Source organism: Roseomonas chloroacetimidivorans (genome assembly GCF_049629625.1).
Classification (GTDB): Bacteria; Pseudomonadota; Alphaproteobacteria; order Acetobacterales; family Acetobacteraceae; genus Roseomonas; species Roseomonas chloroacetimidivorans.
On the sequence record NZ_JBNBZS010000011.1, the window covers coordinates 120,333 to 139,785 of the forward strand.

Genomic DNA, 19,453 nt, shown 5'->3' on the forward strand with positions numbered 1-19,453 from the left:
AAACTGCACCCCGCGCCAGGAGGGAACAACCCTCAGGCGGTCAGCGCTCCTCGCAATTCCCGAACAAGCTTGCGCCGGATCGCCTCGGCGAAATCGGCATAATCGGCGCATTGCATCACGAAGGCGCCGGGGCCCCCGATCACCTGGGCTGCGTAATGGGCCGGCAGGTCCGGCTCCTCGTTCACCACTGCCAGGGCGTTGATGGTCACCCCTGCCCCGATAGCGGCGTCCCGCACGGGGCCGGAGGGCATGCCGGCATTCCCCGCCCCGTCCCCGGAGACATCCACCACCTGCCGCGCCGCATCGCCGGGGAACCCGGCCAGCAGCCGCAGCGCCGCCGCCAGCCCCTCCCCCAGCGCGGTGGCACCGGCGGTTACGGAACGCGGGGCGGCATCCAACGCATCGGCCAGGGCGGTCGCCCCATCCGCATCGGCCAGCACCATCCAGGGCACAGCCACGTCCTGGGCCCCTGGCCCGGACCACAGGATCGCCGCCACCGCCGCCGCCCCGCGCGGCCCGCCCCTGGCCGCCTCCGCCACCGCCGGATCGCGGAAGGCGGCGGCCAGCCCGCCCATCATCAGCCCGAATTCGTCATGATCGACGGAGGATGAGGCGTCCACCGCCAAGCATAACGCGATGTCCACGTCTCGCATCCGGCGCAGGTGGGGCGGCGGCCCTGGCGGGGCAATCCGCCTTCCGGCACAGGTGCGGGTTGCAGCGGCCGGTGGGCATGGGCATCTTCCCCCAGGCCCGGAACTGAGGCCGGGCGTCAGGGCCTTCGCCCGGCGCGCCTCCAGCACCAAATCGACAACTCAGACGGGGCGGAACGGCAGATCGGATGGACGGCACGATGAACCTGCTCTTGCCTGTTCCAGGCGAGGCCCCGACCCATGAAACCGCCCCGATCTCCCGTATTGTGGCCGAGGTGGCCGCGACCTTCCCCGGTGAGCGCATCACCCTCGGTGAAATGGCGGAGGCCTTCGGGGACCGGGCCTTCGGCCTGCTGATCCTCCTCCTGCTGCTTCCCTCCCTGCTGCCGGGCATGGCCTCGGTCTTTGGCGCCCCTGTCCTGCTCCTGGGGGTGCAGATGGGCCTTGGCCGCCGCGTGCCCAGGCTGCCGGCCTTCATGGCCCGCCAGTCCATCAAGCGGACGGACCTGCTCCGCCTGGCCGGCGCTTCCTCCAAATGGCTCCGGCGGATCGAACAATATGTCCGCCCCCGCCCCGGCCCCCTGGCTAGTCCCTTCGGGGACAAGCTCTTCGGCTGGCTGACGGTCTATGTCGCCATCATGCTCATCCTGCCCGGCCCCGGTACCAACGGCCCGCCGGCCTTCGGCAACATCGTCATGGCACTCGGGCTGGTGGAGCACGACAGCAAGACCATGGCCTGGGGCGCCATCCTGACCCTGCTGGGCTGCCTTTTCGCCACCATCGTGCTGGGCGTGCTGTGCTGGCTGGGCGTGGAGGCGCTCGGCTTCGTGTTCTGAAGAACACAGCCCGCGCCTTTCCGGCCCGCTAGTCATCGCAAGAATCCCTGCCCGTCTCGCGGCTTTGTCATGGCCGCGTTACACGCCCCGCCATGCGCCGGTGGCCCGAAAGGGCTGAAACGGGAATGCGGCACGTGCCCGGTCCGGGCATTGATCCGCAGCTGCCCTCGCAACTGTAGGCGGTTGCTCCGGCCCCCAGCATGCCATTGCGGCCCGTCATGACCGGGCAGCGAGAAGGCGGGGGCCTTTCCCGGAAGGGAAACCGCGAGCCAGGAGACCGGCCGGCGCAGAGCTGTCTCGCGCGTGCCGGGCGAGGTGCACCGGCGCAACGGACCTTTGGACAGGGGGCGGACACGCCCCTTCCGCAGGCGAGAACCGCGTCCACCGTCACGCGCCCCTTCCGGGGGCGCGCGGCAGATCGTGACTGCTCGGCTGAGGATGCCCGATGCGACGCCTTCTTCTGCTTTCCTTTACCGCTCTCGCCCCCGCCGCCTTCGCCCAGACCTCCGACACCACCGCGACGCCGCCCGTTACCCAGCCCAGCGCGGCGGTCCCCGAAGTCGTCGTCACCTCCACCCGCATCCCAACCCCGATCGAGCGCGTGCCCGCTGGCGTCACCGTCATCGACCGCCAGACGATCGAGGAGCGCGGCTACCAGACGCTTGCCGAGGCGCTGTCCACCGTACCAGGCTTCGCCCTGCTCCAGTCCGGCGGCCTCGGCCAGCCGGCCAGCGCCTTCATCCGCGGCACCGCCTCCCGCCATGCCCTCGTCCTGCTGGACGGCGTGCCGATCAACGACGCCGCCGAACCCAATGGCGCCTTCAATTTCGGCAATGACCTGCTCGGCCTGGATGTCGAGCGCATCGAGGTGCTGCGCGGCCCCGCCTCCTCGCTCTATGGCTCCGGCGCCATCGGCGGCGTCGTGAACATCGTCACACGCCGCGCACCGCCCAATCGCAGCTTCGCCCCCTTCGGCGAGATCGCGGGCGGCAGCAACCGCACGCTGCGCGGCGGAGCCGGTGCCGCCGGCACCGTCGGGGAATTCGACTATCTCCTCTCCTTCCGCAGCCTCTCGACCCGCGGCACGGACGCCACCCCTTCCCGCTTCACCAGCGACACCGGGGAACGCGACGGCTTCCGCAGCACCGGCGCCACCGTCCGGCTGGGCTGGACGCCCAGTGAGCGCTTCCGCCTGGAAGGCCTGGCCAACTGGCGCGAGAATCATGGCGGGCTGGACGACGTTCCCTATGACGATCCGAATTATTCCTTCGAGGATCGCCGCTACACCGGCCAGATCCGGGCGGAGGCCAAGCCCTTCGAGGCCTGGACCACCGGCTTCCGCATCGCGCAGACCGTGGACCGCCGCCGCTACACCAATGCGGCGGACAGCCTGTCCTTCTCCACCACCGACGACCTGTACCGCGGTGAGCGGACGGTCCTCGACTGGGGCAACCAGATCCGCCTGCCCAATGCCGGCCTGTTCGATGAGAGCCAGCTCTCCTTCGGCGTGACCCATGAGCGCGAGGATGTGCGCCAAGCCTCCGGCAGCAACTTCTTCCGCACCACCACCGATGCCGATGCCAGCAGCACCGGCGTGCATGCGGGTTACCAGGTCCGCCTGTTCCGGCGCCTCGACCTCACCGCTGCCCTCCGCAGCGACAATGCGGAGGATTACGGCACCCACACCACTTATCGCCTCGGCGCGGTGCTCGCCCTGCCAGAGATCGGCGCGCGCGTGCATGTCGCCTATGGCACCGCCTTCAAGGCGCCCTCGCTGTACCAGCGCTATGGCGTCATCACCGGCTACTTCCAGGGCAACCCGAATCTTCGTCCCGAGACCTCCAAGGGATGGGAAGCGGGCGTGGCCTTCGATATCCCGCTTGGTGCGCGGAGCGACTTTGCCAGCTTGGGCGCGACCTATTTCGAGAATCGCCTTCGCGACCTGATCAATTATGACGCTTTCTTTACCTCGCTGGAGAATATCGACCGCGCACGGATCAAGGGCGCCGAATTCTCGGCCACATTGCGCCCCGCATCCTGGCTGACCGTGAACGCCGCCTACACCATCACCGATGCGCGCGATGCGACGACGGACGAACGCCTGGCCCGTCGTCCCGAGCAGCAGCTGGCGCTTAACGCCAGCATCCGCCCGATGGACAATGTGACCATCGCGCCGGAGCTGATCTTCTACGGCCGCTCCCGTGAAGGCGCCTTCGCCTCCTACGCGGATAATGGCACCGCCTATACGGAGGCGCGCGACAACAAGGCTGGCACCATCTTCAACCTGACGGCCACCTGGCAGGTGACGGAACCGGTGGCGCTCTTCGTGGAGGGCCGCAACCTGACGGATAGCGACTTCGAGCCGGTGAACGGCTTCGTCATCCCCGGCCGGACGGTGCTGGTGGGATCGCGCTTCCGGTTCTGAAGCGCGCCATGGGCCGCGCCAAGGCGCGGCCCAGAAGCGGGGTAGCCCCCGGACGCGTTACAGCGTCTCCAGCAGCCCCGTAATCACCTGCCCCCGCGGCGCCAGGTCGCGCCACAGGATGTGCTCGTGGGGCGCATGGGCCCCGGCGCCCGTGCAGCCGAGCCCGTCCAGGGTCGGGATGCCCATGGCGGCGGTGAAGTTGCCGTCCGACCCGCCGCCGCGATGCTGCTTCGGCAGCTCGTAGCCGGCCTCCCGCGCCAGCCTCCGCGCGTGCTCATACAGGTTCAGGATGTCCGGGTTCTCCGCGAAAGAGGGGCGGTTCATCCCGCCCTCGATCGTGATGGTGATCCCGTCCTCGCTCCCGGCCAGGGCGAGGATCTCCTTCTCCATCCGCTCCCCGTCCTCGATGGTCGCCACGCGAAGATCGATCTCGCAGCCGGCCTCCGGCGGGATGACGTTGGGCCGCGTGCCGCCCCAGATCGGCGCGACATTGGTGGTGGTGCCGCCCGCCAGATCCACCATGGCATGCACCTTCTGGATCAGCCCGGCCAGCGCCACCACGGCGCTGCGCCCCTCCGTCCAATTGCCGCCGGCATGGGCGGACACGCCCTGGATTTTCACGGTGAAGCGCCCCACGCCCTTGCGCGCGGTCACGCAGGCGCCGTTAGGGCCGCCTGCGGGCTCGGGGATCAGCACGGCGCTGGCGCCCGCCGCCTCGCGCTCGATGATGTCGCGGGAGGTGGGGCTGCCCACCTCCTCATCGGGCGTCAGTAGCAGGGTGATGGGGCTCTTCGTCTGCACCTTCTGGCGCAGGATCTCGCGCAGCGCGTGGAAGGCCAGGAAGGAGCCCGCCTTCATATCGTAGATGCCGGGGCCGAAGGCCTTCTCGCCCTCCACCTTCCAGGGCATCGAGCTGTCCAGCGTCCCATGGTCCCACACCGTGTCTAGATGGCCAGAGATCACCACCGGGCGACGGTTGCCATGGGCGGGGCTGGCCGGGGTACGGGCGATCAGCGTGTCTCCATATCCGTCCCGGCCAGGGATGCGCGTCACCTCGGCGCCAACGGCCCGAAGCTCGGCTTCCGCCTTGTCCACCAGCTTATTCACGGCAGAGGCGTCGGTGGTCGGGGTTTCCTGCAATACCCAGTTGCGCAGTTCCTCCAGCAAGGTCTCGCTGGTGCCAATCTGGGTGGCGGGCATGGGCGATCATCCTTCCGTGCTGCGGATGGGCGGGTTCTCGCGCCCGGCCGGGCCCTTGTCCATGCCCGCTGGCCCGGTCGTTCATCGGTCCTTCAGAGACGCGCCCGACCTGCGCGGGCAAGGCTGGGGCAGCGGGATGGAGGCCCCCCCGGGGTCTTACACCGCTCGGCCAGGCAGGCGTGCCACCGGCCCGGCCCAGGTCCGGAAGCGCAATGCCGCCCAGCCGCATGACGGCAACCGGGCATCCCCCGGCTGGAAGGCTTCACGCTGCGGTGCCACATTCGCCCCCATGACCCTTGATATGAAGAAGATCTGCGTCTTCTGCGGCGCGAACCCCGGCACCGATCCCGCCTATGCTGAAGCGGCCCGCACCCTGGGCCACGCCATCGCCGCCCGCGGGCTCGGCCTGGTCTATGGCGGCGGCAAGGTCGGGCTGATGGGCGTCGTGGCCGATGGCGCGCTGGAGGCAGGGGCCGAGGTGGACGGGGTCATCCCCGAGCATCTGATGCAGCGTGAACTAGGCCACGGCTCCGTTACCCGCCTGCACGTCGTCAGCTCCATGCATGAGCGGAAGGCCCTGATGGCCCAGCTCTCGGATGGCTTCGTGGTGCTGCCCGGCGGGTTCGGCACGCTGGAGGAGGCCTTTGAGGTCCTCACCTGGTCCCAGCTCGGCCTTCACAAGAAGGGCACGGTCTTCCTGGACGTGAACGGCTACTGGTCGAAGCTGAACGCCATGCTGGACAGCATGACCGAGGCAGGCTTCGTGAAGCCGGAGCACCGCCTCCTCTCCATGACCGCGGCCACCCCCGACGAGGCTCTGGACCTGCTGGCCGCCTTCCGCCCGCCCGAAGTGACGCGCTGGATCGAGCGCATGGCGCAGAGCTGACGCCACCGGCCATGAGCTATCAGGTCTGGACGGACTGGCGAGCCCTGCCGGAGGCGGCGCGGGGCGGCACCGTGGCGCTGGGCAATTTGGATGGCGTCCATCGCGGCCACCGCGCCGTGCTGGCCGCCGCCCATGCCGGGCGCCCCGATCTTCCCCTCGCCGCCCTGACCTTCGAACCGCATCCGCGCGAATTCTTCCGCCCGCAGGACCCGCCCTTCCGCCTGACCCTGCTGCCCGCCAAGGCCGCCGCCCTGGCGGCATCCGGCTGCGCCCATGTCCACGCCGTCCCCTTCGACGCCGCCCTCGCCGCCATGGAGGCGGAGGCCTTCTGCGAGCAGGTGCTGCGCGAGGGGCTGGGAGCGCGCCACCTGGCCTGCGGCGCGGATTTCGCCTTCGGCCATCGTCGTGGCGGTGACGTGGATTTCCTCGCGCGCTGGGCGGAGGCGCGCGGCATCGGCCTCTCCATTGTGCCTCCCGTGGCCGATGCCGCGGGCCCGATCAGCAGCACCCGCATCCGCCGTGCCCTGCAGGATGGCTATCCCGAGCGCGCCGCCGCCCTTCTGGGCCGCGACTGGGAGATCCGCGGCACCGTCTTCCAGGGAGACCGGCTGGGCCGGGAACTCGGCTGGCCCACCGCCAATATCTGGCTCGGCCGCCATCTGGAGCCGGCGCGCGGCGTCTATGCCGTCTTTGCCGTGCTGCCGGATGGCTCCGTGGTGCCCGGCGTCGCGAATGTCGGCCGGCGCCCAACCCTGGGCGGCGATCCGGAAACGCGGCTGGAAACCCATCTCTTCGACTGGTCGGGCGACCTTTACGGCCAGGAGATCGGCATCCGCCTGCATCGCTTCCTGCGAGAGGACGCGACCTTTGATGGGCTGGACGCGTTGAAAGCGGCCATCGCGGCCGATGCGGCCCAGGCACGGGCCATACTGGCGCAAGCATAGGAGCCGGTATCCCGCATCAACGAGCGAGCAGCCGCCCCAGGAAGATCGTGCCGGCCAGGGGCGTATCATAAGTATCATAATAGGGCTCGATCGGTCTGAACCCCGCTTTCTCGTACAACGCGATCGCCTCGGCCATGAAGGGCAGCGTATCCAGCCGCATCTCGCGATAGCCGATCCGCATGGCTTCCCCGATGACAGCATCGACCAGCGCCCGGCCGAGCCCGAGCCCACGCCCTGGTGGTGCGACATAGAGCCGCTTCATCTCGCAGCAGCCCTCGAACATCACCGGCCGGAGCCCGACGCAGCCCAGTGGCTCCCCCCACAGGCCGCGCGCCAGGAGCAGTTCACCGGCCGGCGGCGCATATGGGCCGGGCAAGCCTGCCAGCTCCGCCGCGAAGCCCTGGAAGGACAGGTCGATCCCGAGCGACGACGCATAGGCGCTGAACAGTTGCGCCGCTGCCTTAAGCTCCGCCGCCGTTCTTACCGGTCTGATCTGGAACAGGACCTCGGGCATGGGGCCATCCTGCCGTCAGGCGGCAGGGCATCACAACAGCGTCGAGGCTAGCAGGCGCGTCAGCCCGTCCCCTCTCGCAGCACGATCATCCGCGCCGCGCCCTGCTCCCGCTCCGCCACGATCTTCCATCCCGGCAGCTCAGGTACGGTCTCCTCCCGCCCGACCTCCAGGCAGGCCAGCGCCCCCGGCGCGATCCACCCGGCCGCGCGCAACGCCTCCAGCGCCGCCGGCCCCAGATCCTTCCCATAGGGCGGGTCGAGAAACAGCAGACTGCACGGTGCATCCGCCCGCGGCGGCCGTCGCACATCCCCGGCCACCACCCGCGCCAGGCCCTCCGCCTTCAGGGCCGCGATATTGGCCCGCAACACAGCCAGCGCCGCCCGGTCCTGCTCCATGAAGACCGCCCGCGCCGCCCCACGCGAGAGCGCCTCCAGCCCCAGCGCGCCGGTTCCGGCGAAGGTGTCCAGCACCACCGCGCTCTCCACCACGGCGCGTCCCGCCCAGGGTGCGTGCCACAGCGCATCGAACAGCCCCTGGCGCACCCGGTCGGCCGTCGGCCGCGTTCCGGCGCCTGGCGGAGCCTGGAGTGCGCGGCCCCGCCAGCGGCCTGCGACGATCCTCATCGGGTTCGAACTCTGGGAAGCATCCCTCGTACTAGGCCGCATTCTCCGAGGGGAAAAAGACCGGGAGGAAGGAATTCTCCCCGGGCCTCTCATCTTTTTCCTCGAGTTTGAGGTGCGCCAGCCTCACGCACCCGCCAGCGCTCCAGGCAAGCAGAACGGGACCTCCGTCGGCCTTTCTCCCCTTCGCGGCTTGCCGCCTGCCCGCCCAAGGTCTAGCCCCGACACGGCAATCCGGGAGAGGAACGGCAATGGAGCAGGCGGAGCCGAGCGTGGTGTCGCGCATCGAGGGGCGGGCGGGCATAATCCTGCTCAACCGTCCCCGCGCGCTGAACGCGCTGGACCAGGGCATGATCGACGGCCTGGCCGAGGCCGCCGCGCGCTTTGCCGCAGATCCCGCCATCGACCTCGTGGTGCTGGAAGGGGCCGGTGGCCGGGCCTTCTGCGCCGGCGGCGATGTGCGCGCCATTCGCAGTGCCGCCCTGGCCGGCGACACCGCGACGATCGAGCGCTTCTTCTCCGCCGAATACGGCCTGAACCGGATGATCGCGGAATTTCCGAAGCCCTGGATCAGCCTGATTGACGGCGTCTGCATGGGCGGCGGCATTGGCGTCTCGGTCCATGGCAGCCATCGCATTGTCACCGAGCATGCGCTGCTGGCCATGCCGGAAACCGCCATCGCCCTCTTCCCCGATGTCGGAACCTCGCACGTCCTGCCGCGCCTGCCAGGGCGGGGCGGCGCCATGGGCAAGTGGCTGGCCCTGACCGGCGCGCGGCTTCAGGGCGCGGAGGCGGTGGAGGCCGGGCTGGCCACCCATCATGTCCTGCGTGAGCGGCTGCCCGCCCTGCGCGAAGCCCTGCTGACCGGTGACCCGGCGGTGGTGACGCGCTTCGCCGCTGCCGTGCCGCCTGGCCGGGTGGAGGCGGAGCGCGCCGCTGTGGAACGTTGCTTCGCGCCCGACGACATGCTCTCGATCATGGCCCTGCTGACAGCGGAGGACAGCGACTGGGCCCGCGCCCAGCTTGCCGTGCTGCACCGCATGTCCCCCACCTCGCTCTCCGTGACGCTGGAGCTTCTGCGGCGCGGCGCCACGATGAATCTGCGCGACTGCCTGGCGATGGAACTGGCCCTGACCCGCGCGGTCACCCGCCATCCCGATTTCGCGGAGGGGGTGCGCGCCGTGCTGGTGGACAAGGACAACGCGCCGCGCTGGTCGCCCTCCAGTCTCGGCGCAGTGGACCCGGCCGCCATCCGCGCCATGTTCGCGGGGTGATCACCCTTTCGCGGTTTCCATGGCTCGAACAGGCCAGTGGCTGGCTCTTCGACAGGCTGGGCGGCGAGTACCGGCACCAGGGCCTGCGCTTCGCCGTACCGCCGGACCTGACGAGCCGCGGCTTCCGCGGGCGCTTCCTGCTGGGCCTCTACGAAATGCCGGAGCGGCGGCTGCTGCACCACCTGCCACCGGATTCGACCCTTCTGGACATGGGTGGCTGCCTGGGCGTCGTCTCCTGCTTGGCCAACCGGCGTCTGCGTGATCCGCGGCGCCATGTGGTGGTGGAGGCCAATCCCGCACTGCTGCCGACGTTGAGGGCGAACCGAGACCGCAATGGAGCCCAGTTCACCATCCGGCACGGCATAATCGGCGGTGACGGCCGGTTCTGGCCGGGCGGCAACATTGTCGCAGGCAGCGCTTACCGGCCACGCGGCGCCCCCATCAGCGTCCCGGTGCTGGATCCGGACGCCATTGAGGCCGAGCACGACCTGCGTTTCGACGCCTATGTCATGGATATCGAAGGCGGGGAGATCGAATTCATCGCCACCCAGGCGGCACGCCTGGCCCGTGCCCGTTTCGTCCTGCTGGAGTTTCACCCGGCCTTCACAGGCCAGGCCGCCTGCGATGCGGCCCGCGCCGGGCTGGCCGCCGCCGGCCTGGTGCGCCGCGCCCGGTTTGTCCATGCCGAGGCCTGGACGCGCCCGCCGAGCTGAAGCGGGTTAGTCCAGCCCCAGCAATCCTCGCCGCATTCCCTCGCTGTCCGAATCCGGCCCGATGAAACTGGCCAACATCATCCTGCCCTGGTGCGCGGTGACGACCACCGGCTTTTCCCCGGCATAGGCGATCTCGGCACGGTCGGGCAGGAACAGCCAGTCCTCGATCTGGCCGGCTGGCAGGTCACGCAGCCGGGCACGGAAGTCCGCCGGCATCTCGCAGCCGCAGCCATTGCGGAATCCGTCCTCCCAACCGCTCACCAACCGGCTTTTCGGCACCGGAACCAGGTAGCGTAGCCGCAGCAACTTCACCTGATTGGAGGCGAGGATGGCGGCATCGTCACGGCTGCGCCGCTCCAGGTAGAGCCAGCCGCGGATCACAGGAAAGCCGAGGAAGCGGCGGGGACCCGTGCCATTGAGCACCAGCCGGCGGCCGGCCACCACCATCTCCGCGGGTGCCTCCTCCTGCGCCAGGGCCGGCCGGGCAGCGAGGGCCAGGACGAGCAGGCCGCGGCGGCCCATGGCCAGCCCCGCCCCCGAACGCCCATCCGCTATCCTCATGCGCCGCCTCCCTGCTGCCGGTAACCGCTCTATGATGGCGTCGTTCCGATGGATGCCCAGGGGGCGCCCAGGCCGGGATCATGCGCGGCGCGCAGGGGACCAAGGCGGATGGCGATGGACGGGCCGGCGCGGCTGCGCGCGATCCTGGAGACGGATGTCTGGAGGATGCAGCTGCTGCGCACGGTGGCGGCGCTGGCCCTGCCCGATGCCTGGATCGGCGCGGGCTTCGTGCGCGACGCTGCCTGGGACTGGCTGCATGGCCGCCCGCCTGCGCCCGGCACCGGGGATGTTGATGTGGTGTGGTTCGGAGCGGCGCCCTCGGTCACACAGGACCGGACGATCGAGGCGCGGCTGCGGGAGGCGGAGCCCGGCGTGGACTGGTCCGTCACCAACCAGGCGCGAATGCACGCCCGCAACGGCGACGCGCCCTATCGCGACACGACGGACGCCATGTGCCACTGGCCGGAAACCGCCACCGCCGTGGCGGCGTGCTGGGACGGCACGGCGGTGGTGATCCTGGCTCCATTGGGGCTGGAGGACCTGCTCAGTGGCGTAATCCGCCCGGGCCCATGCTTCACCGGCGCGAAGCGCGAGGTCTTCGCGGCGCGGGTTGCGGCCAAGGGCTGGCGCGCGCGCTGGCCGCTTCTGCGGGAGGAGCCCGCTCAGGCTTCGATCTGATCGGAAAGCATCGCTTCCAAGCTGAAGCGGGTATGCGCCGCTCCAAAGAGTCAACCAGCGCTGCCTCAGGGCCCAGCGGCGGCCCCAAGGACTATAAGAACGCAATTGTCGTGATTCCGGAACATCGATAAGCTTTCGGCATCCTCTCGAAGAGGCCGACCGCTATGCCGTGCCTAGCTGGTGCCTCCATCGGCCATGGATGATGGACTGGTCCGTGCCAAGCCGCATCTGGAGCAGCGCCACGCCGCGCCTGGGATCGGCGGGTTCCAAATGGGCTTTGGGGTTTTCTTCGTCTGCTGGATTGCGGCAGCCGCTGTCGCGCTCGCCCTGGGCCGCGATACGAGCTGGGATCTGAGGAATTACCATCACTACAATGCCTACGCCCTGATGGAGGGGCGGTGGGAGATCGATCTCGCACCCGCAGGCGCGCATAGCTTCCTGCATCCAGGCCTCGACCTGCCCTTCTACCTGCTGACCCAGAGCCCTCTGAATGCTTGGCCGCAGCTGGTATCGGTATTGCAGGCCGGCTACGCGGGACTGCTGGCCTTCCTCACGATCGCCCTGGCCAACCTCGCCTGCCATGGCAGCGCTGAACGCGTGACGATCGCAAGCGCGTTGGCGGCGTGCTTCGGCCTGACCGGCGCAGCGACACTCCCGGAAATCGGTTCGACCTACAATGACATCCAGATCGGCTGTCTTGTGCTGGGTGCGCTCATCGCACTCCTGCTGGCGGCCGGAGCAGATGAGCTGCAGGAGCCATCCCGCGCCGCTCGGCTCCGCTTCCTTGCTGGTTCCCTGGGCGGCTGCGCCGTCGGCCTGAAGCTCACCGCTGCCATCTTCCCGCCAGCTCTCCTACTCGCCGCTGCCCTGGCGGTATGCGGTGGCGCGGCGTCCCGCGCATGGGCGGTGGCGTTGTTGGCCATGGGCGGCGCCTTGGGCTTTGCGCTCACCTATGGCCCCTGGGGCTGGTTCCTTTGGGTCCGGTTTGGCAATCCGTTCGGGCCGTTCTTCAACAACATCTTTCACTCGCCTCTCTTTCCGTCCACCGGCCAGCGCGATCTGCGGTTCCTTCCCGACAATTTGGCCGAAGCCCTTTACTATCCCTTCATCTGGGCCCGCCGATCCGAAGGTGTCGTGCTGGAGCCGCCACTCGCCGATGCGCGCTTCGCCATCGGCCTCACTGCCTTGCTCCTCGTCATGCTGCTCGGAGCATGGCGGTGGCTCTACCGGAACGACCGGCCGCAGCGGGCATGGGCTGGCGATCAAGCGGCCGAACGCTCCGAGCGGGTCGCCGCACGCGCGGTGCGGGTGGTGCTTGCCTTCACGCTTGCCAGCTACGTGGCCTGGCTCGCCGCCTTTTCGATCCTGCGCTACGCGGTTCCGATCGAGGTCCTGCTTGGTGTTGCGGTCTGGGCCGCCGCACGTGAACTGCTGCTGGCGAGCGGGCCCAGCGCGGGATGGGTACTACCCGCAGGGTGGTGGCGCGGCGGGGCAGCACTTTGCGTGGCAACCGCCCTTACCATCTGCATGGTGGTCACGGAGTACCCCGCCCATCCGCGCGAGCCGTTTCGGTGGGAGAGGGAGCCGCAGGGAAGCGCGGTGCTGGCGGTTAAGCACCACAACTTGCCTGAGGATTCGCTGGTCCTGATGCTTGGGCCCGCCGTATCCTTCGTGGCGCCATCTATGGACGGAATCGGCGTGCGTTTCGTCGGCGCCCCCAATCCCGAATGGGCGGGCGCGGCGGATAACCCGGCCAGCTACACAGCACGCGTGTTGCAGGCCGTGCGCTCTCATACAGGACCGGCCTTCGTCTTGCTTGAGGACGCGGATCTTTATGACCGTGAAGCCGCGGATTTGCTGCAGGTCGAATTCGACCGGGCATCCTGCCGGCCCGTGCCGAACAACCTCACGAGGGTGGTCGAGCTCTGCCGCTGGCGTTAGCTCCCCTGAGGGGGCGAGGGATAAACGGCGCTCCCATCAGGCGCTGTCATCTGCGGCGGTCCGGCGCCTAACGATCCGCTTCAATCCGCCGCCGCATCGGCCTTGGCCGCGGCCGGCTTGGCGGCAACCTTGGCGCGCGGCACCACCTGCGGCACCAGCATGGCCGTCAGCAGCGTCACGACGGACAGGGCGAGAATTCCCCAGAAGGTCAGGTGCAAAGATCCGTCCAACGTCGCCCGCACCGCCGCATCCCCGATCGTCCCGCCCTGCTCCAGCAGCTTCCGGATCGCCTCGAAATCGACCTCTGCCCCGCTCTGCCGCACCAGGCCGAAATTCAGGACCCCGCCCAGCACCGCCGCACCCAGGGCGCTGCCCAGGTTGCGCGAGAAGACGTTCGATGCGGTGGCCGCGCCACGCTCAGACCACCCGACGCTCTCCTGCACCGCCACGATCACCGAGACGGTGATAAATCCCATTCCCAGCCCCATGACGAAGGAGCCAATCCCCGCCTGCACGGGTGAGGAGCCCGGGCCGAGCAGGACGAAGGGCAGCGCCCCCAGCGGCAGCAGTACGGCACCGAAGCGCAGGCAGGCGCGCAGCCCGAAGCGGGCGAAGGCGCGCGCCCCGATCGTCGCGCCCATGGGCCAGCCCAGGACCATGACGGTCAGCGCGAAGCCCGCCACCAGGGCGGAGCGGCCGAGCACGCCCTGGACATACATGGGCAGGAAGGTGGTCAGGCCGATGATGGCCATGCCGCTGAACAGGGCCGTGGCATTGGCTGTCACGATGGTCCGCCGGAACCAGAGGGCGAGATTCATGATGGGCTCCCGCACCCGCGCCTCCCACCACAGGAAGGCGGCCGTACAGACGACGCAGGCGATGGCGGCCAGCACGGAAAGCTGGCTGCCCGGATCGGTTGCCGCGGTCATGAGTGCCGCGACGGCAAGGGTAACCAGGATGGCGCCGGCCGCGTCCACCGGCCGCCGCTCCCGCGCCACGTCCTCCCGTAGAAACAGGGCGAAGCCGGCGGCGGCGGCCAGGCCAACGGGCAGGTTCATCCAGAAGATCCAGGCCCAACTCGCCTGCTGGATGATCAGCCCGCCCACCAGCGGCCCGATCACGGAGGAGATGCCCCAGACGCTGGCCAGCCAGCCCTGGATCCGCGCCCGCTCCTGCATCGAATAGAGGTCGCCGATCACGGTCTGACCGATCGGCTGGATTGCCCCCGCCCCGACCCCCTGGATCAGCCGGAAGAGGATCAGCGAGGGGATGGACCAGGCGAAGCCGCAGAGCAGCGACCCGACCAGGAAGATTGCGATACCCCAGAGCATGACCGGGCGCCGGCCATGGATATCGGCCAGCTTGCCGAAAACCATGGTGGTGGCCGTTTGCGTCAGCAGGAAGGAAGCAAAGACCCAGGAGTAAAGATGCAGGTCACCGAGTTGCCCGGCGATCTGCGGCATGGCGGTGGAGACGATGGTCGCCTCGATGGCGATCATGAAGAACGCCACCATCACCGAGGCGAGAACCAGCGGGCGGCGCAGAGTCGGGGCAGCAGGCATGGGCCGTGGGTTAGGCCCATTTTCGCTGTCGCGAAATGGTCTGTTGTCTCACCTTCCCCGGAGGGAGCCTGCAAGGTGGAAGGCGTGCAGCGGGCCTGACGTGAACCGCCGGGTCGCCCAGCCCAAGACTTGGCAGGCGCCCCCATGGCCGGACGCCCTGCCCGCTGAAAACCTTGCGGACGGATTCTTAGGCCAAGTCCTCCGCCCCGATATTGATGGCACCGCCACCGGCATTGCGGGAGAAAAAGGCGCGCAGCCGGGAGGGCCGGCGGACCATGTAGGTGTTGATGAAGCCGCTTGCGACCAGCGCGTTGTAGAAGCCAGCGTAATCAACCGAGGGTTCCAGCCAGTATTCAACCAGATGCTCCCGCAGCGAGGACTGGTTGATCTCCCCCGGGCTGATCGCTGCCAGCTGGACCAGCGTATAGGTCTTCGCAAAGGTCTTCGACATCCGATACATGTTGGACAGCGAGCCCACATTGACGGTGCCGCTATGCCTGGCCTTGACCACGGCCTTTGCCGTCTTGCCGAAGGTGCTGAGCGAGTGGAGCTTGCTGCCCGCCGTCGAAACAATCAGAGCCAGCCCCGAGCCACTCTGACGTTGGAAGCGCGTGCCGAGCCGGCTGTTGCCGAAGGCCTTTGTCAGGCTACCCTGGGTCCCCGAGAAAATAACGGCCTCCCCGGGGTTCAGCGTCACCACGTCGCCCATCTTGTCGATGTATTTCCGCTGCCGGCCACTGGCCGTTGCCGCGGCTGCCTGCCACACGGCCGGATCTTCTGGATCAACAACGTTTCCGACAACGTAACCGGCTTCTGACATCTCCGCTCTCCCTCGAAGGGGTCATCGCCGCACCCTAATCCCGCAAGGCGTGACCTTGTCGAGTCAGGCACCGAGGATGAAAGCGGCTTTCCGAAACGGGCCGTGCGCCTCCCTTTGGCCACTTCCATGATCAAGCCCAAAATCAGGTACGCAGCACATTTGAAGCGCATTGTGGACCTGACCTGCGTTGTACTCGCGCCGACGGCCAAGCGCCGGGTCGGGTGGTTAACGGCTGTAGAAGGCCGCCATCCGGATGCCCGCTGCAATCTCGCGAGCGGATGTAAAAGTGAGCTATCTGAGTTCGTCCTCAAGGGCGCGATTTAGCCGGCGGCGGAATAGCTGTTTCTGGGTAGCCGAACTGAAAAGCGGATATGAGGTGTCTTCGACGCAGCACCTGGGTGTGAAACGCTGACGGGCCGCTTTCTACCCATTCCGGCTCTCTCAGAGCCATAGGGTTGGCGTCCTTCGGAGCGCCGGTCGCGACACAGGAGTGACCGGCAGGAGCGCAGAGCCGCCACTCTTGATCCATCCATGCCGTGAATGGAGAAGATCCACCATGTCGATTTGATCATGCCGGTCGAGAGGCTCATTTCCCCGAACGGACGACGACAGAGAGCCGCCGCCATCCCTGTAAGATGGATTGATGTCTAGGTTGAAGACACTTTGCTCCCCCTTGTCGCGGTGCTAATCGCCCAAATCGCTGCAGGCCTCGCTTACCCTGAGCAGAAAATGGTGCCCCCGGGCATATCCGCTCACGGCGGCTGGAGGCAGACCGAAGGCCGCACTCCGCTCGCCAGCAAGCCCACCAGCCGCAGCCAGGCCGCGCTGGACTTCCTGGAGGAGCATGGCGTGACCGGCGGTAACAGCCAACACGGTTGAACCAGGCAGGCTCATTCAGGCCGAAGCCGGTGGGGAAAGGGCCGTCGGAGATCCCGGCGGCTCTTTGAGTGCTCTCGTTGAAGAGGCCCCATTCGGAGGCTATAGTTGAAGGACTTTTACTGATGACTGAAGGCGACAAGGGCGGCCACTGGACCGCCGGTCACCCCCGGAAATTTGCCATGAATCGCCGGCAGCTGCTCAGCACAGCCGTTGCAGCGGGTACGATCGCGGCCCTGCCGTCCTGGCCGGGCATGGCTACGCCGGCCGGCAAGGCAGTGGATGTTCTGCTCGTTGGCGGCGGCATCATGAGTGCGACGCTGGGCGTCCTGCTGCACGAGCTGGAACCCGACTGGTCGATCGGGATGCTCGAGCGCCTGGATGACGTTGCGCTGGAAAGCTCCAACGGCTGGAACAATGCCGGCACTGGTCACTCCGCCCTTGCGGAACTCAACTACACACCGGAAGACTCGCGCGGGAACATCCAGATCGCGAAGGCCGTCGAGATCAACGAGGCGTTCCAGATCTCCCGCCAGTTCTGGTCACACCAGCTTCAGGCAGGCGTGCTGAAGAACCCGCGCTCCTTTATCAACTCGACGCCGCATATGAGCTTCGTGTGGGGCGACGAGAACACGCATTATCTGGAGAAGCGCTACGAGGCCCTGAAGGCCAGCCCGCTCTTCGCCGGCATGCAGTTCTCGCGCGACCCCAAGCAGATCGCTCAATGGGTGCCGATCATGATGGAGGGCCGTGATCCCAGCCAGGAGATTGCCGCGACCTGGTCGCCGCTGGGCACGGACGTGAACTTCGGTGAGATCACCCGCCAGTATGTCTCGTTCCTGAAGAGCCAGCCGCAATTCAGCCTGCAGACCTCCAGCGAGGTGCGCGGCATCCAGCGCAATCCGGACGGCACCTGGCGCGTCACCTACCGGAACCTGAAGGACGGCACGGACGGGCATTCCATTGACGCCAAGTTCCTGTTCCTGGGGGCCGGTGGCGGTGCGCTGCCCCTGCTGCAGATGTCGGACATCCCCGAGGCCGCTGATTATGCCGGCTTCCCGGTCGGTGGCTCCTTCCTGGTCACCGAGAACTCCGGCGTGGCCGGCCGCCACCTCGCGAAGGCTTATGGCAAGGCTTCGGTCGGTTCGCCTCCGATGTCCGTGCCGCACCTGGACACCCGCGTCCTGGACGGCAAGCAGGTCATCCTCTTCGGCCCCTTCGCGACCTTCTCGACCAAGTTCCTGAAACAGGGGTCCTTCTTCGACCTTCCGGCGTCGGTGACGTTGGACAACATCGCGCCGATGCTGCACGTGGGCTGGGATGAGTTCGACCTCGTCGAGTATCTGGCCGGGCAGCTGATGATGTCCGATGCGGACCGCCTGGCGGCGCTGCGCGAATACTACCCGAATGCCAAAGCCGAGGACTGGCGCCTCTGGCAGGCGGGCCAGCGCGTCCAGATCATCAAGCGGGACAAGGAGAAGGGCGGGGTTCTGAAGCTGGGCACCGAGATCGTAAACTCCCAGGACAAGAGCATCGCCGCGCTGCTCGGTGCGTCGCCCGGTGCCTCGACGGCCGCGCCGATTATGCTGGACCTGTTGAAGCGGGTGTTCGCGGACAAGGTCGCGACGCCGGCTTGGCAGGAAAAGCTCCGCCAGATCGTTCCCAGCTACGGGAAGAAGCTGAACGACGATCCCAAGCTGGTGGCCGCAGAATGGGCCTATACGGGCGAGCATCTCCAGCTTGCCATCGCTGCGCCGGCGATCGACGCTCCGGCCGCTGCAAGGCCCGCCACGACCGGCAGCCCGAGCAGCGAGGCCTCGCCCGTATCAGATATGGCTCTTTGAGACCGGGTGATTGTTGCCGCGCGCGATCCGGCTCAGCGCGCGGCATCCTTCCATGCGCATGAGGGTAGGAACATCGGCCGCGACGACGGCATGGCCGATGTTCCTGCGGGCGCAGCAAGCTATGCCACGCCTTAGTTTCGCCGGCGTCGCTCCGAAGCCTCGGCCCGGCGCATGTCCACGAACACCGCGTAGTCCTCGTGCTTCGTCGGCACCCAGCCAATGGCGCTGCCGCGCTCCACCGCCTTGTGGATGTCGGGATGCGCCGTGGGAAGGGCCAGGTGAAAATCCACCATGTCCTTCTTGAAGGCGGCCGGCAGGTCGCTGCGCACCACGATCGGGCCGTTCTGGATGGGGCGGGACCGCCAGATGATCCGGATGTCCTGCATCCTCAGCAGGTCCTTCTCCACCGCCGCTGTCAGAACCCCGCGGGAATAGCCCTTGCTCTCATCTCCCTGGCCCGAGGACCAGCACACCCCCGCGTCGTACTGCTTCTGCAGCACGGCAACGAGCGCCTGGTCATGCCCGCCCGCAAAACCCGTGCGGCCGAAGAAGGTATCGGGGTTGATGCCTGCGGCCCTCAACTCGGCCCGCGGGATGAGATAGCCGGAAGCGGAGTTCGGGTCGGACCAGGCCATGGCCTTGCCGCGCATCTCCTCAAGCTTCGTGATGCCCGAATCGGCCCGCACATACATCAGCGCCACATAGCTGGTGCTGCCATCCGGCTCCCGCGTCACCAGGATCGGCTCCACCCCGCCATTCGTATCCAGCCAGGCGCCGGCATAGGCGGCGGGGGACATGTTCGCGATCTCCAGCTGCTTCGCGGCGAAGGCCTGCTGCACGCCGGAATAGTCGGAGGCGAAGAACATCCGGGTGGGCACCTGGAAGGTGTCCTCGAACAGCTTGCGATAGCCGTCATAGCGGCCGAGCCGGTCGCTCTCCGATTCGCCGCCCAGCACGCCCAGGCGGAGCTGTGGCACCTGCGCCGCCCAGCCCCGCCTGCCCTGGGCCGGCATAGGGGGCGCCGGGGCCTGCCCCTGGGCACGCGCGGCCCCGGACAGCATGGGAGGCAATAGGGCTCCGGCAGCGATCAGACGGCGGCGAAGGATCAT

Annotated in this window: 17 protein-coding genes and 1 riboswitch; of the genes, 9 read left to right on the forward strand and 8 right to left on the reverse strand. The window is 68.1% G+C overall.

What is annotated here, in order from left to right:
* Window positions 1-32 precede the first annotated feature (32 nt).
* Window positions 33-653: a DUF1194 domain-containing protein gene (locus ACO1BU_RS10395; RefSeq protein WP_424135868.1), complete on the reverse strand. Its 621-nt coding sequence runs from the start codon at window positions 651-653 to the stop codon at window positions 33-35.
* Between the two features lie 197 nt (window positions 654-850).
* On the opposite strand from ACO1BU_RS10395, the gene ACO1BU_RS10400 reads away from it, so the two are divergent.
* Complete coding sequence (locus ACO1BU_RS10400) at window positions 851-1,486, forward strand: exopolysaccharide biosynthesis protein (RefSeq protein ID WP_424135869.1); 636 nt, start codon at window positions 851-853, stop codon at window positions 1,484-1,486.
* A gap of 81 nt (window positions 1,487-1,567) precedes the next feature.
* Window positions 1,568-1,786: riboswitch (cobalamin riboswitch) on the forward strand.
* Between the two features lie 145 nt (window positions 1,787-1,931).
* The gene (locus ACO1BU_RS10405; RefSeq protein WP_424135870.1) at window positions 1,932-3,911 is read left to right on the forward strand and encodes a TonB-dependent receptor plug domain-containing protein; all 1,980 of its coding nucleotides are present in this window, start codon (window positions 1,932-1,934) and stop codon (window positions 3,909-3,911) included.
* Between the two features lie 57 nt (window positions 3,912-3,968).
* Here the strand turns inward: ACO1BU_RS10405 and ACO1BU_RS10410 are convergent, their stop codons facing one another.
* Complete coding sequence (locus tag ACO1BU_RS10410) at window positions 3,969-5,111, reverse strand: M20 family metallopeptidase (protein WP_424135871.1); 1,143 nt, start codon at window positions 5,109-5,111, stop codon at window positions 3,969-3,971.
* A gap of 289 nt (window positions 5,112-5,400) precedes the next feature.
* Between ACO1BU_RS10410 and ACO1BU_RS10415 the strand changes: the two genes are divergently transcribed.
* Window positions 5,401-5,997: an LOG family protein gene (locus ACO1BU_RS10415; protein WP_424135872.1), complete on the forward strand. Its 597-nt coding sequence runs from the start codon at window positions 5,401-5,403 to the stop codon at window positions 5,995-5,997.
* An 11-nt stretch (window positions 5,998-6,008) separates the two neighbouring features.
* Window positions 6,009-6,941 carry a bifunctional riboflavin kinase/FAD synthetase gene (locus tag ACO1BU_RS10420; RefSeq protein ID WP_424135873.1) on the forward strand — a complete coding sequence of 311 codons (933 nt, stop codon included), beginning with the start codon at window positions 6,009-6,011 and terminating at the stop codon, window positions 6,939-6,941.
* 16 nt (window positions 6,942-6,957) lie between these two features.
* Here ACO1BU_RS10420 and ACO1BU_RS10425 read toward each other — a convergent pair whose 3' ends face one another.
* Both ACO1BU_RS10425 and rsmD read right to left on the reverse strand, forming a co-directional pair.
* The gene (locus ACO1BU_RS10425) at window positions 6,958-7,455 is read right to left on the reverse strand and encodes a GNAT family N-acetyltransferase (protein WP_424135874.1); all 498 of its coding nucleotides are present in this window, start codon (window positions 7,453-7,455) and stop codon (window positions 6,958-6,960) included.
* A 59-nt stretch (window positions 7,456-7,514) separates the two neighbouring features.
* The gene (gene rsmD, locus ACO1BU_RS10430) at window positions 7,515-8,120 is read right to left on the reverse strand and encodes a 16S rRNA (guanine(966)-N(2))-methyltransferase RsmD (RefSeq protein WP_424135875.1); all 606 of its coding nucleotides are present in this window, start codon (window positions 8,118-8,120) and stop codon (window positions 7,515-7,517) included.
* A 206-nt stretch (window positions 8,121-8,326) separates the two neighbouring features.
* Here rsmD and ACO1BU_RS10435 point away from each other — a divergent pair, with 206 nt between their 5' ends.
* Both ACO1BU_RS10435 and ACO1BU_RS10440 read left to right on the forward strand, forming a co-directional pair.
* Complete coding sequence (locus ACO1BU_RS10435; protein WP_424135876.1) at window positions 8,327-9,349, forward strand: enoyl-CoA hydratase/isomerase family protein; 1,023 nt, start codon at window positions 8,327-8,329, stop codon at window positions 9,347-9,349.
* Window positions 9,346-10,062, forward strand: coding sequence for a class I SAM-dependent methyltransferase (locus tag ACO1BU_RS10440; protein WP_424135877.1), 717 nt, complete (start codon window positions 9,346-9,348; stop codon window positions 10,060-10,062). Before ACO1BU_RS10435 ends, ACO1BU_RS10440 begins: the two co-directional genes overlap by 4 nt.
* Window positions 10,063-10,068: 6 nt before the next feature.
* Here ACO1BU_RS10440 and ACO1BU_RS10445 read toward each other — a convergent pair whose 3' ends face one another.
* Window positions 10,069-10,623, reverse strand: a complete 555-nt coding sequence (locus ACO1BU_RS10445; protein ID WP_424135878.1) for a chalcone isomerase family protein — start codon at window positions 10,621-10,623, stop codon at window positions 10,069-10,071.
* 108 nt (window positions 10,624-10,731) lie between these two features.
* On the opposite strand from ACO1BU_RS10445, the gene ACO1BU_RS10450 reads away from it, so the two are divergent.
* Complete coding sequence (locus ACO1BU_RS10450; RefSeq protein WP_424135879.1) at window positions 10,732-11,301, forward strand: nucleotidyltransferase family protein; 570 nt, start codon at window positions 10,732-10,734, stop codon at window positions 11,299-11,301.
* Window positions 11,302-11,496: 195 nt separating this feature from the next.
* Complete coding sequence (locus tag ACO1BU_RS10455) at window positions 11,497-13,242, forward strand: glycosyltransferase 87 family protein (protein ID WP_424135880.1); 1,746 nt, start codon at window positions 11,497-11,499, stop codon at window positions 13,240-13,242.
* An 80-nt stretch (window positions 13,243-13,322) separates the two neighbouring features.
* On the opposite strand, the gene ACO1BU_RS10460 is transcribed toward ACO1BU_RS10455, so the two are convergent.
* Together ACO1BU_RS10460 and ACO1BU_RS10465 are read right to left on the reverse strand one after the other, a co-directional pair.
* Window positions 13,323-14,804 carry an MDR family MFS transporter gene (locus ACO1BU_RS10460; protein ID WP_424135881.1) on the reverse strand — a complete coding sequence of 494 codons (1,482 nt, stop codon included), beginning with the start codon at window positions 14,802-14,804 and terminating at the stop codon, window positions 13,323-13,325.
* Between the two features lie 187 nt (window positions 14,805-14,991).
* On the reverse strand, window positions 14,992-15,570 hold the full coding sequence (locus ACO1BU_RS10465) for a hypothetical protein (RefSeq protein ID WP_424135882.1): 579 nt from the start codon (window positions 15,568-15,570) through the stop codon (window positions 14,992-14,994).
* Window positions 15,571-16,682: 1,112 nt separating this feature from the next.
* Here ACO1BU_RS10465 and mqo point away from each other — a divergent pair.
* Window positions 16,683-18,344 carry a malate dehydrogenase (quinone) gene (gene mqo / locus ACO1BU_RS10470; RefSeq protein WP_481133217.1) on the forward strand — a complete coding sequence of 554 codons (1,662 nt, stop codon included), beginning with the start codon at window positions 16,683-16,685 and terminating at the stop codon, window positions 18,342-18,344.
* 131 nt (window positions 18,345-18,475) lie between these two features.
* On the opposite strand, the gene phnD is transcribed toward mqo, so the two are convergent.
* Entirely contained in the window at window positions 18,476-19,453 is a 978-nt protein-coding gene (phnD, locus tag ACO1BU_RS10475; protein WP_424135883.1) for a phosphate/phosphite/phosphonate ABC transporter substrate-binding protein, read from the reverse strand.

What these genes read in the sequence shown, in the direction of transcription:
- mqo (WP_481133217.1), top strand. Translation starts at nt 16,683, where the DNA reads ATGAATCGCCGGCAGCTGCTCAGCACAGCCGTTGCAGCGGGTACGATC.
- ACO1BU_RS10425 (WP_424135874.1), bottom strand. Translation starts at nt 7,455, where the DNA reads ATGCCCGAGGTCCTGTTCCAGATCAGACCGGTAAGAACGGCGGCGGAG.
- ACO1BU_RS10395 (WP_424135868.1), bottom strand. Translation starts at nt 653, where the DNA reads ATGCGAGACGTGGACATCGCGTTATGCTTGGCGGTGGACGCCTCATCC.
- ACO1BU_RS10400 (WP_424135869.1), top strand. Translation starts at nt 851, where the DNA reads ATGAACCTGCTCTTGCCTGTTCCAGGCGAGGCCCCGACCCATGAAACC.
- ACO1BU_RS10435 (WP_424135876.1), top strand. Translation starts at nt 8,327, where the DNA reads ATGGAGCAGGCGGAGCCGAGCGTGGTGTCGCGCATCGAGGGGCGGGCG.
- ACO1BU_RS10420 (WP_424135873.1), top strand. Translation starts at nt 6,009, where the DNA reads ATGAGCTATCAGGTCTGGACGGACTGGCGAGCCCTGCCGGAGGCGGCG.
- ACO1BU_RS10415 (WP_424135872.1), top strand. Translation starts at nt 5,401, where the DNA reads ATGACCCTTGATATGAAGAAGATCTGCGTCTTCTGCGGCGCGAACCCC.
- ACO1BU_RS10445 (WP_424135878.1), bottom strand. Translation starts at nt 10,623, where the DNA reads ATGAGGATAGCGGATGGGCGTTCGGGGGCGGGGCTGGCCATGGGCCGC.
- ACO1BU_RS10455 (WP_424135880.1), top strand. Translation starts at nt 11,497, where the DNA reads ATGGATGATGGACTGGTCCGTGCCAAGCCGCATCTGGAGCAGCGCCAC.
- ACO1BU_RS10450 (WP_424135879.1), top strand. Translation starts at nt 10,732, where the DNA reads ATGGCGATGGACGGGCCGGCGCGGCTGCGCGCGATCCTGGAGACGGAT.
- ACO1BU_RS10460 (WP_424135881.1), bottom strand. Translation starts at nt 14,804, where the DNA reads ATGCCTGCTGCCCCGACTCTGCGCCGCCCGCTGGTTCTCGCCTCGGTG.
- ACO1BU_RS10405 (WP_424135870.1), top strand. Translation starts at nt 1,932, where the DNA reads ATGCGACGCCTTCTTCTGCTTTCCTTTACCGCTCTCGCCCCCGCCGCC.
- phnD (WP_424135883.1), bottom strand. Translation starts at nt 19,453, where the DNA reads ATGATCCTTCGCCGCCGTCTGATCGCTGCCGGAGCCCTATTGCCTCCC.
- rsmD (WP_424135875.1), bottom strand. Translation starts at nt 8,120, where the DNA reads ATGCGGCCTAGTACGAGGGATGCTTCCCAGAGTTCGAACCCGATGAGG.
- ACO1BU_RS10410 (WP_424135871.1), bottom strand. Translation starts at nt 5,111, where the DNA reads ATGCCCGCCACCCAGATTGGCACCAGCGAGACCTTGCTGGAGGAACTG.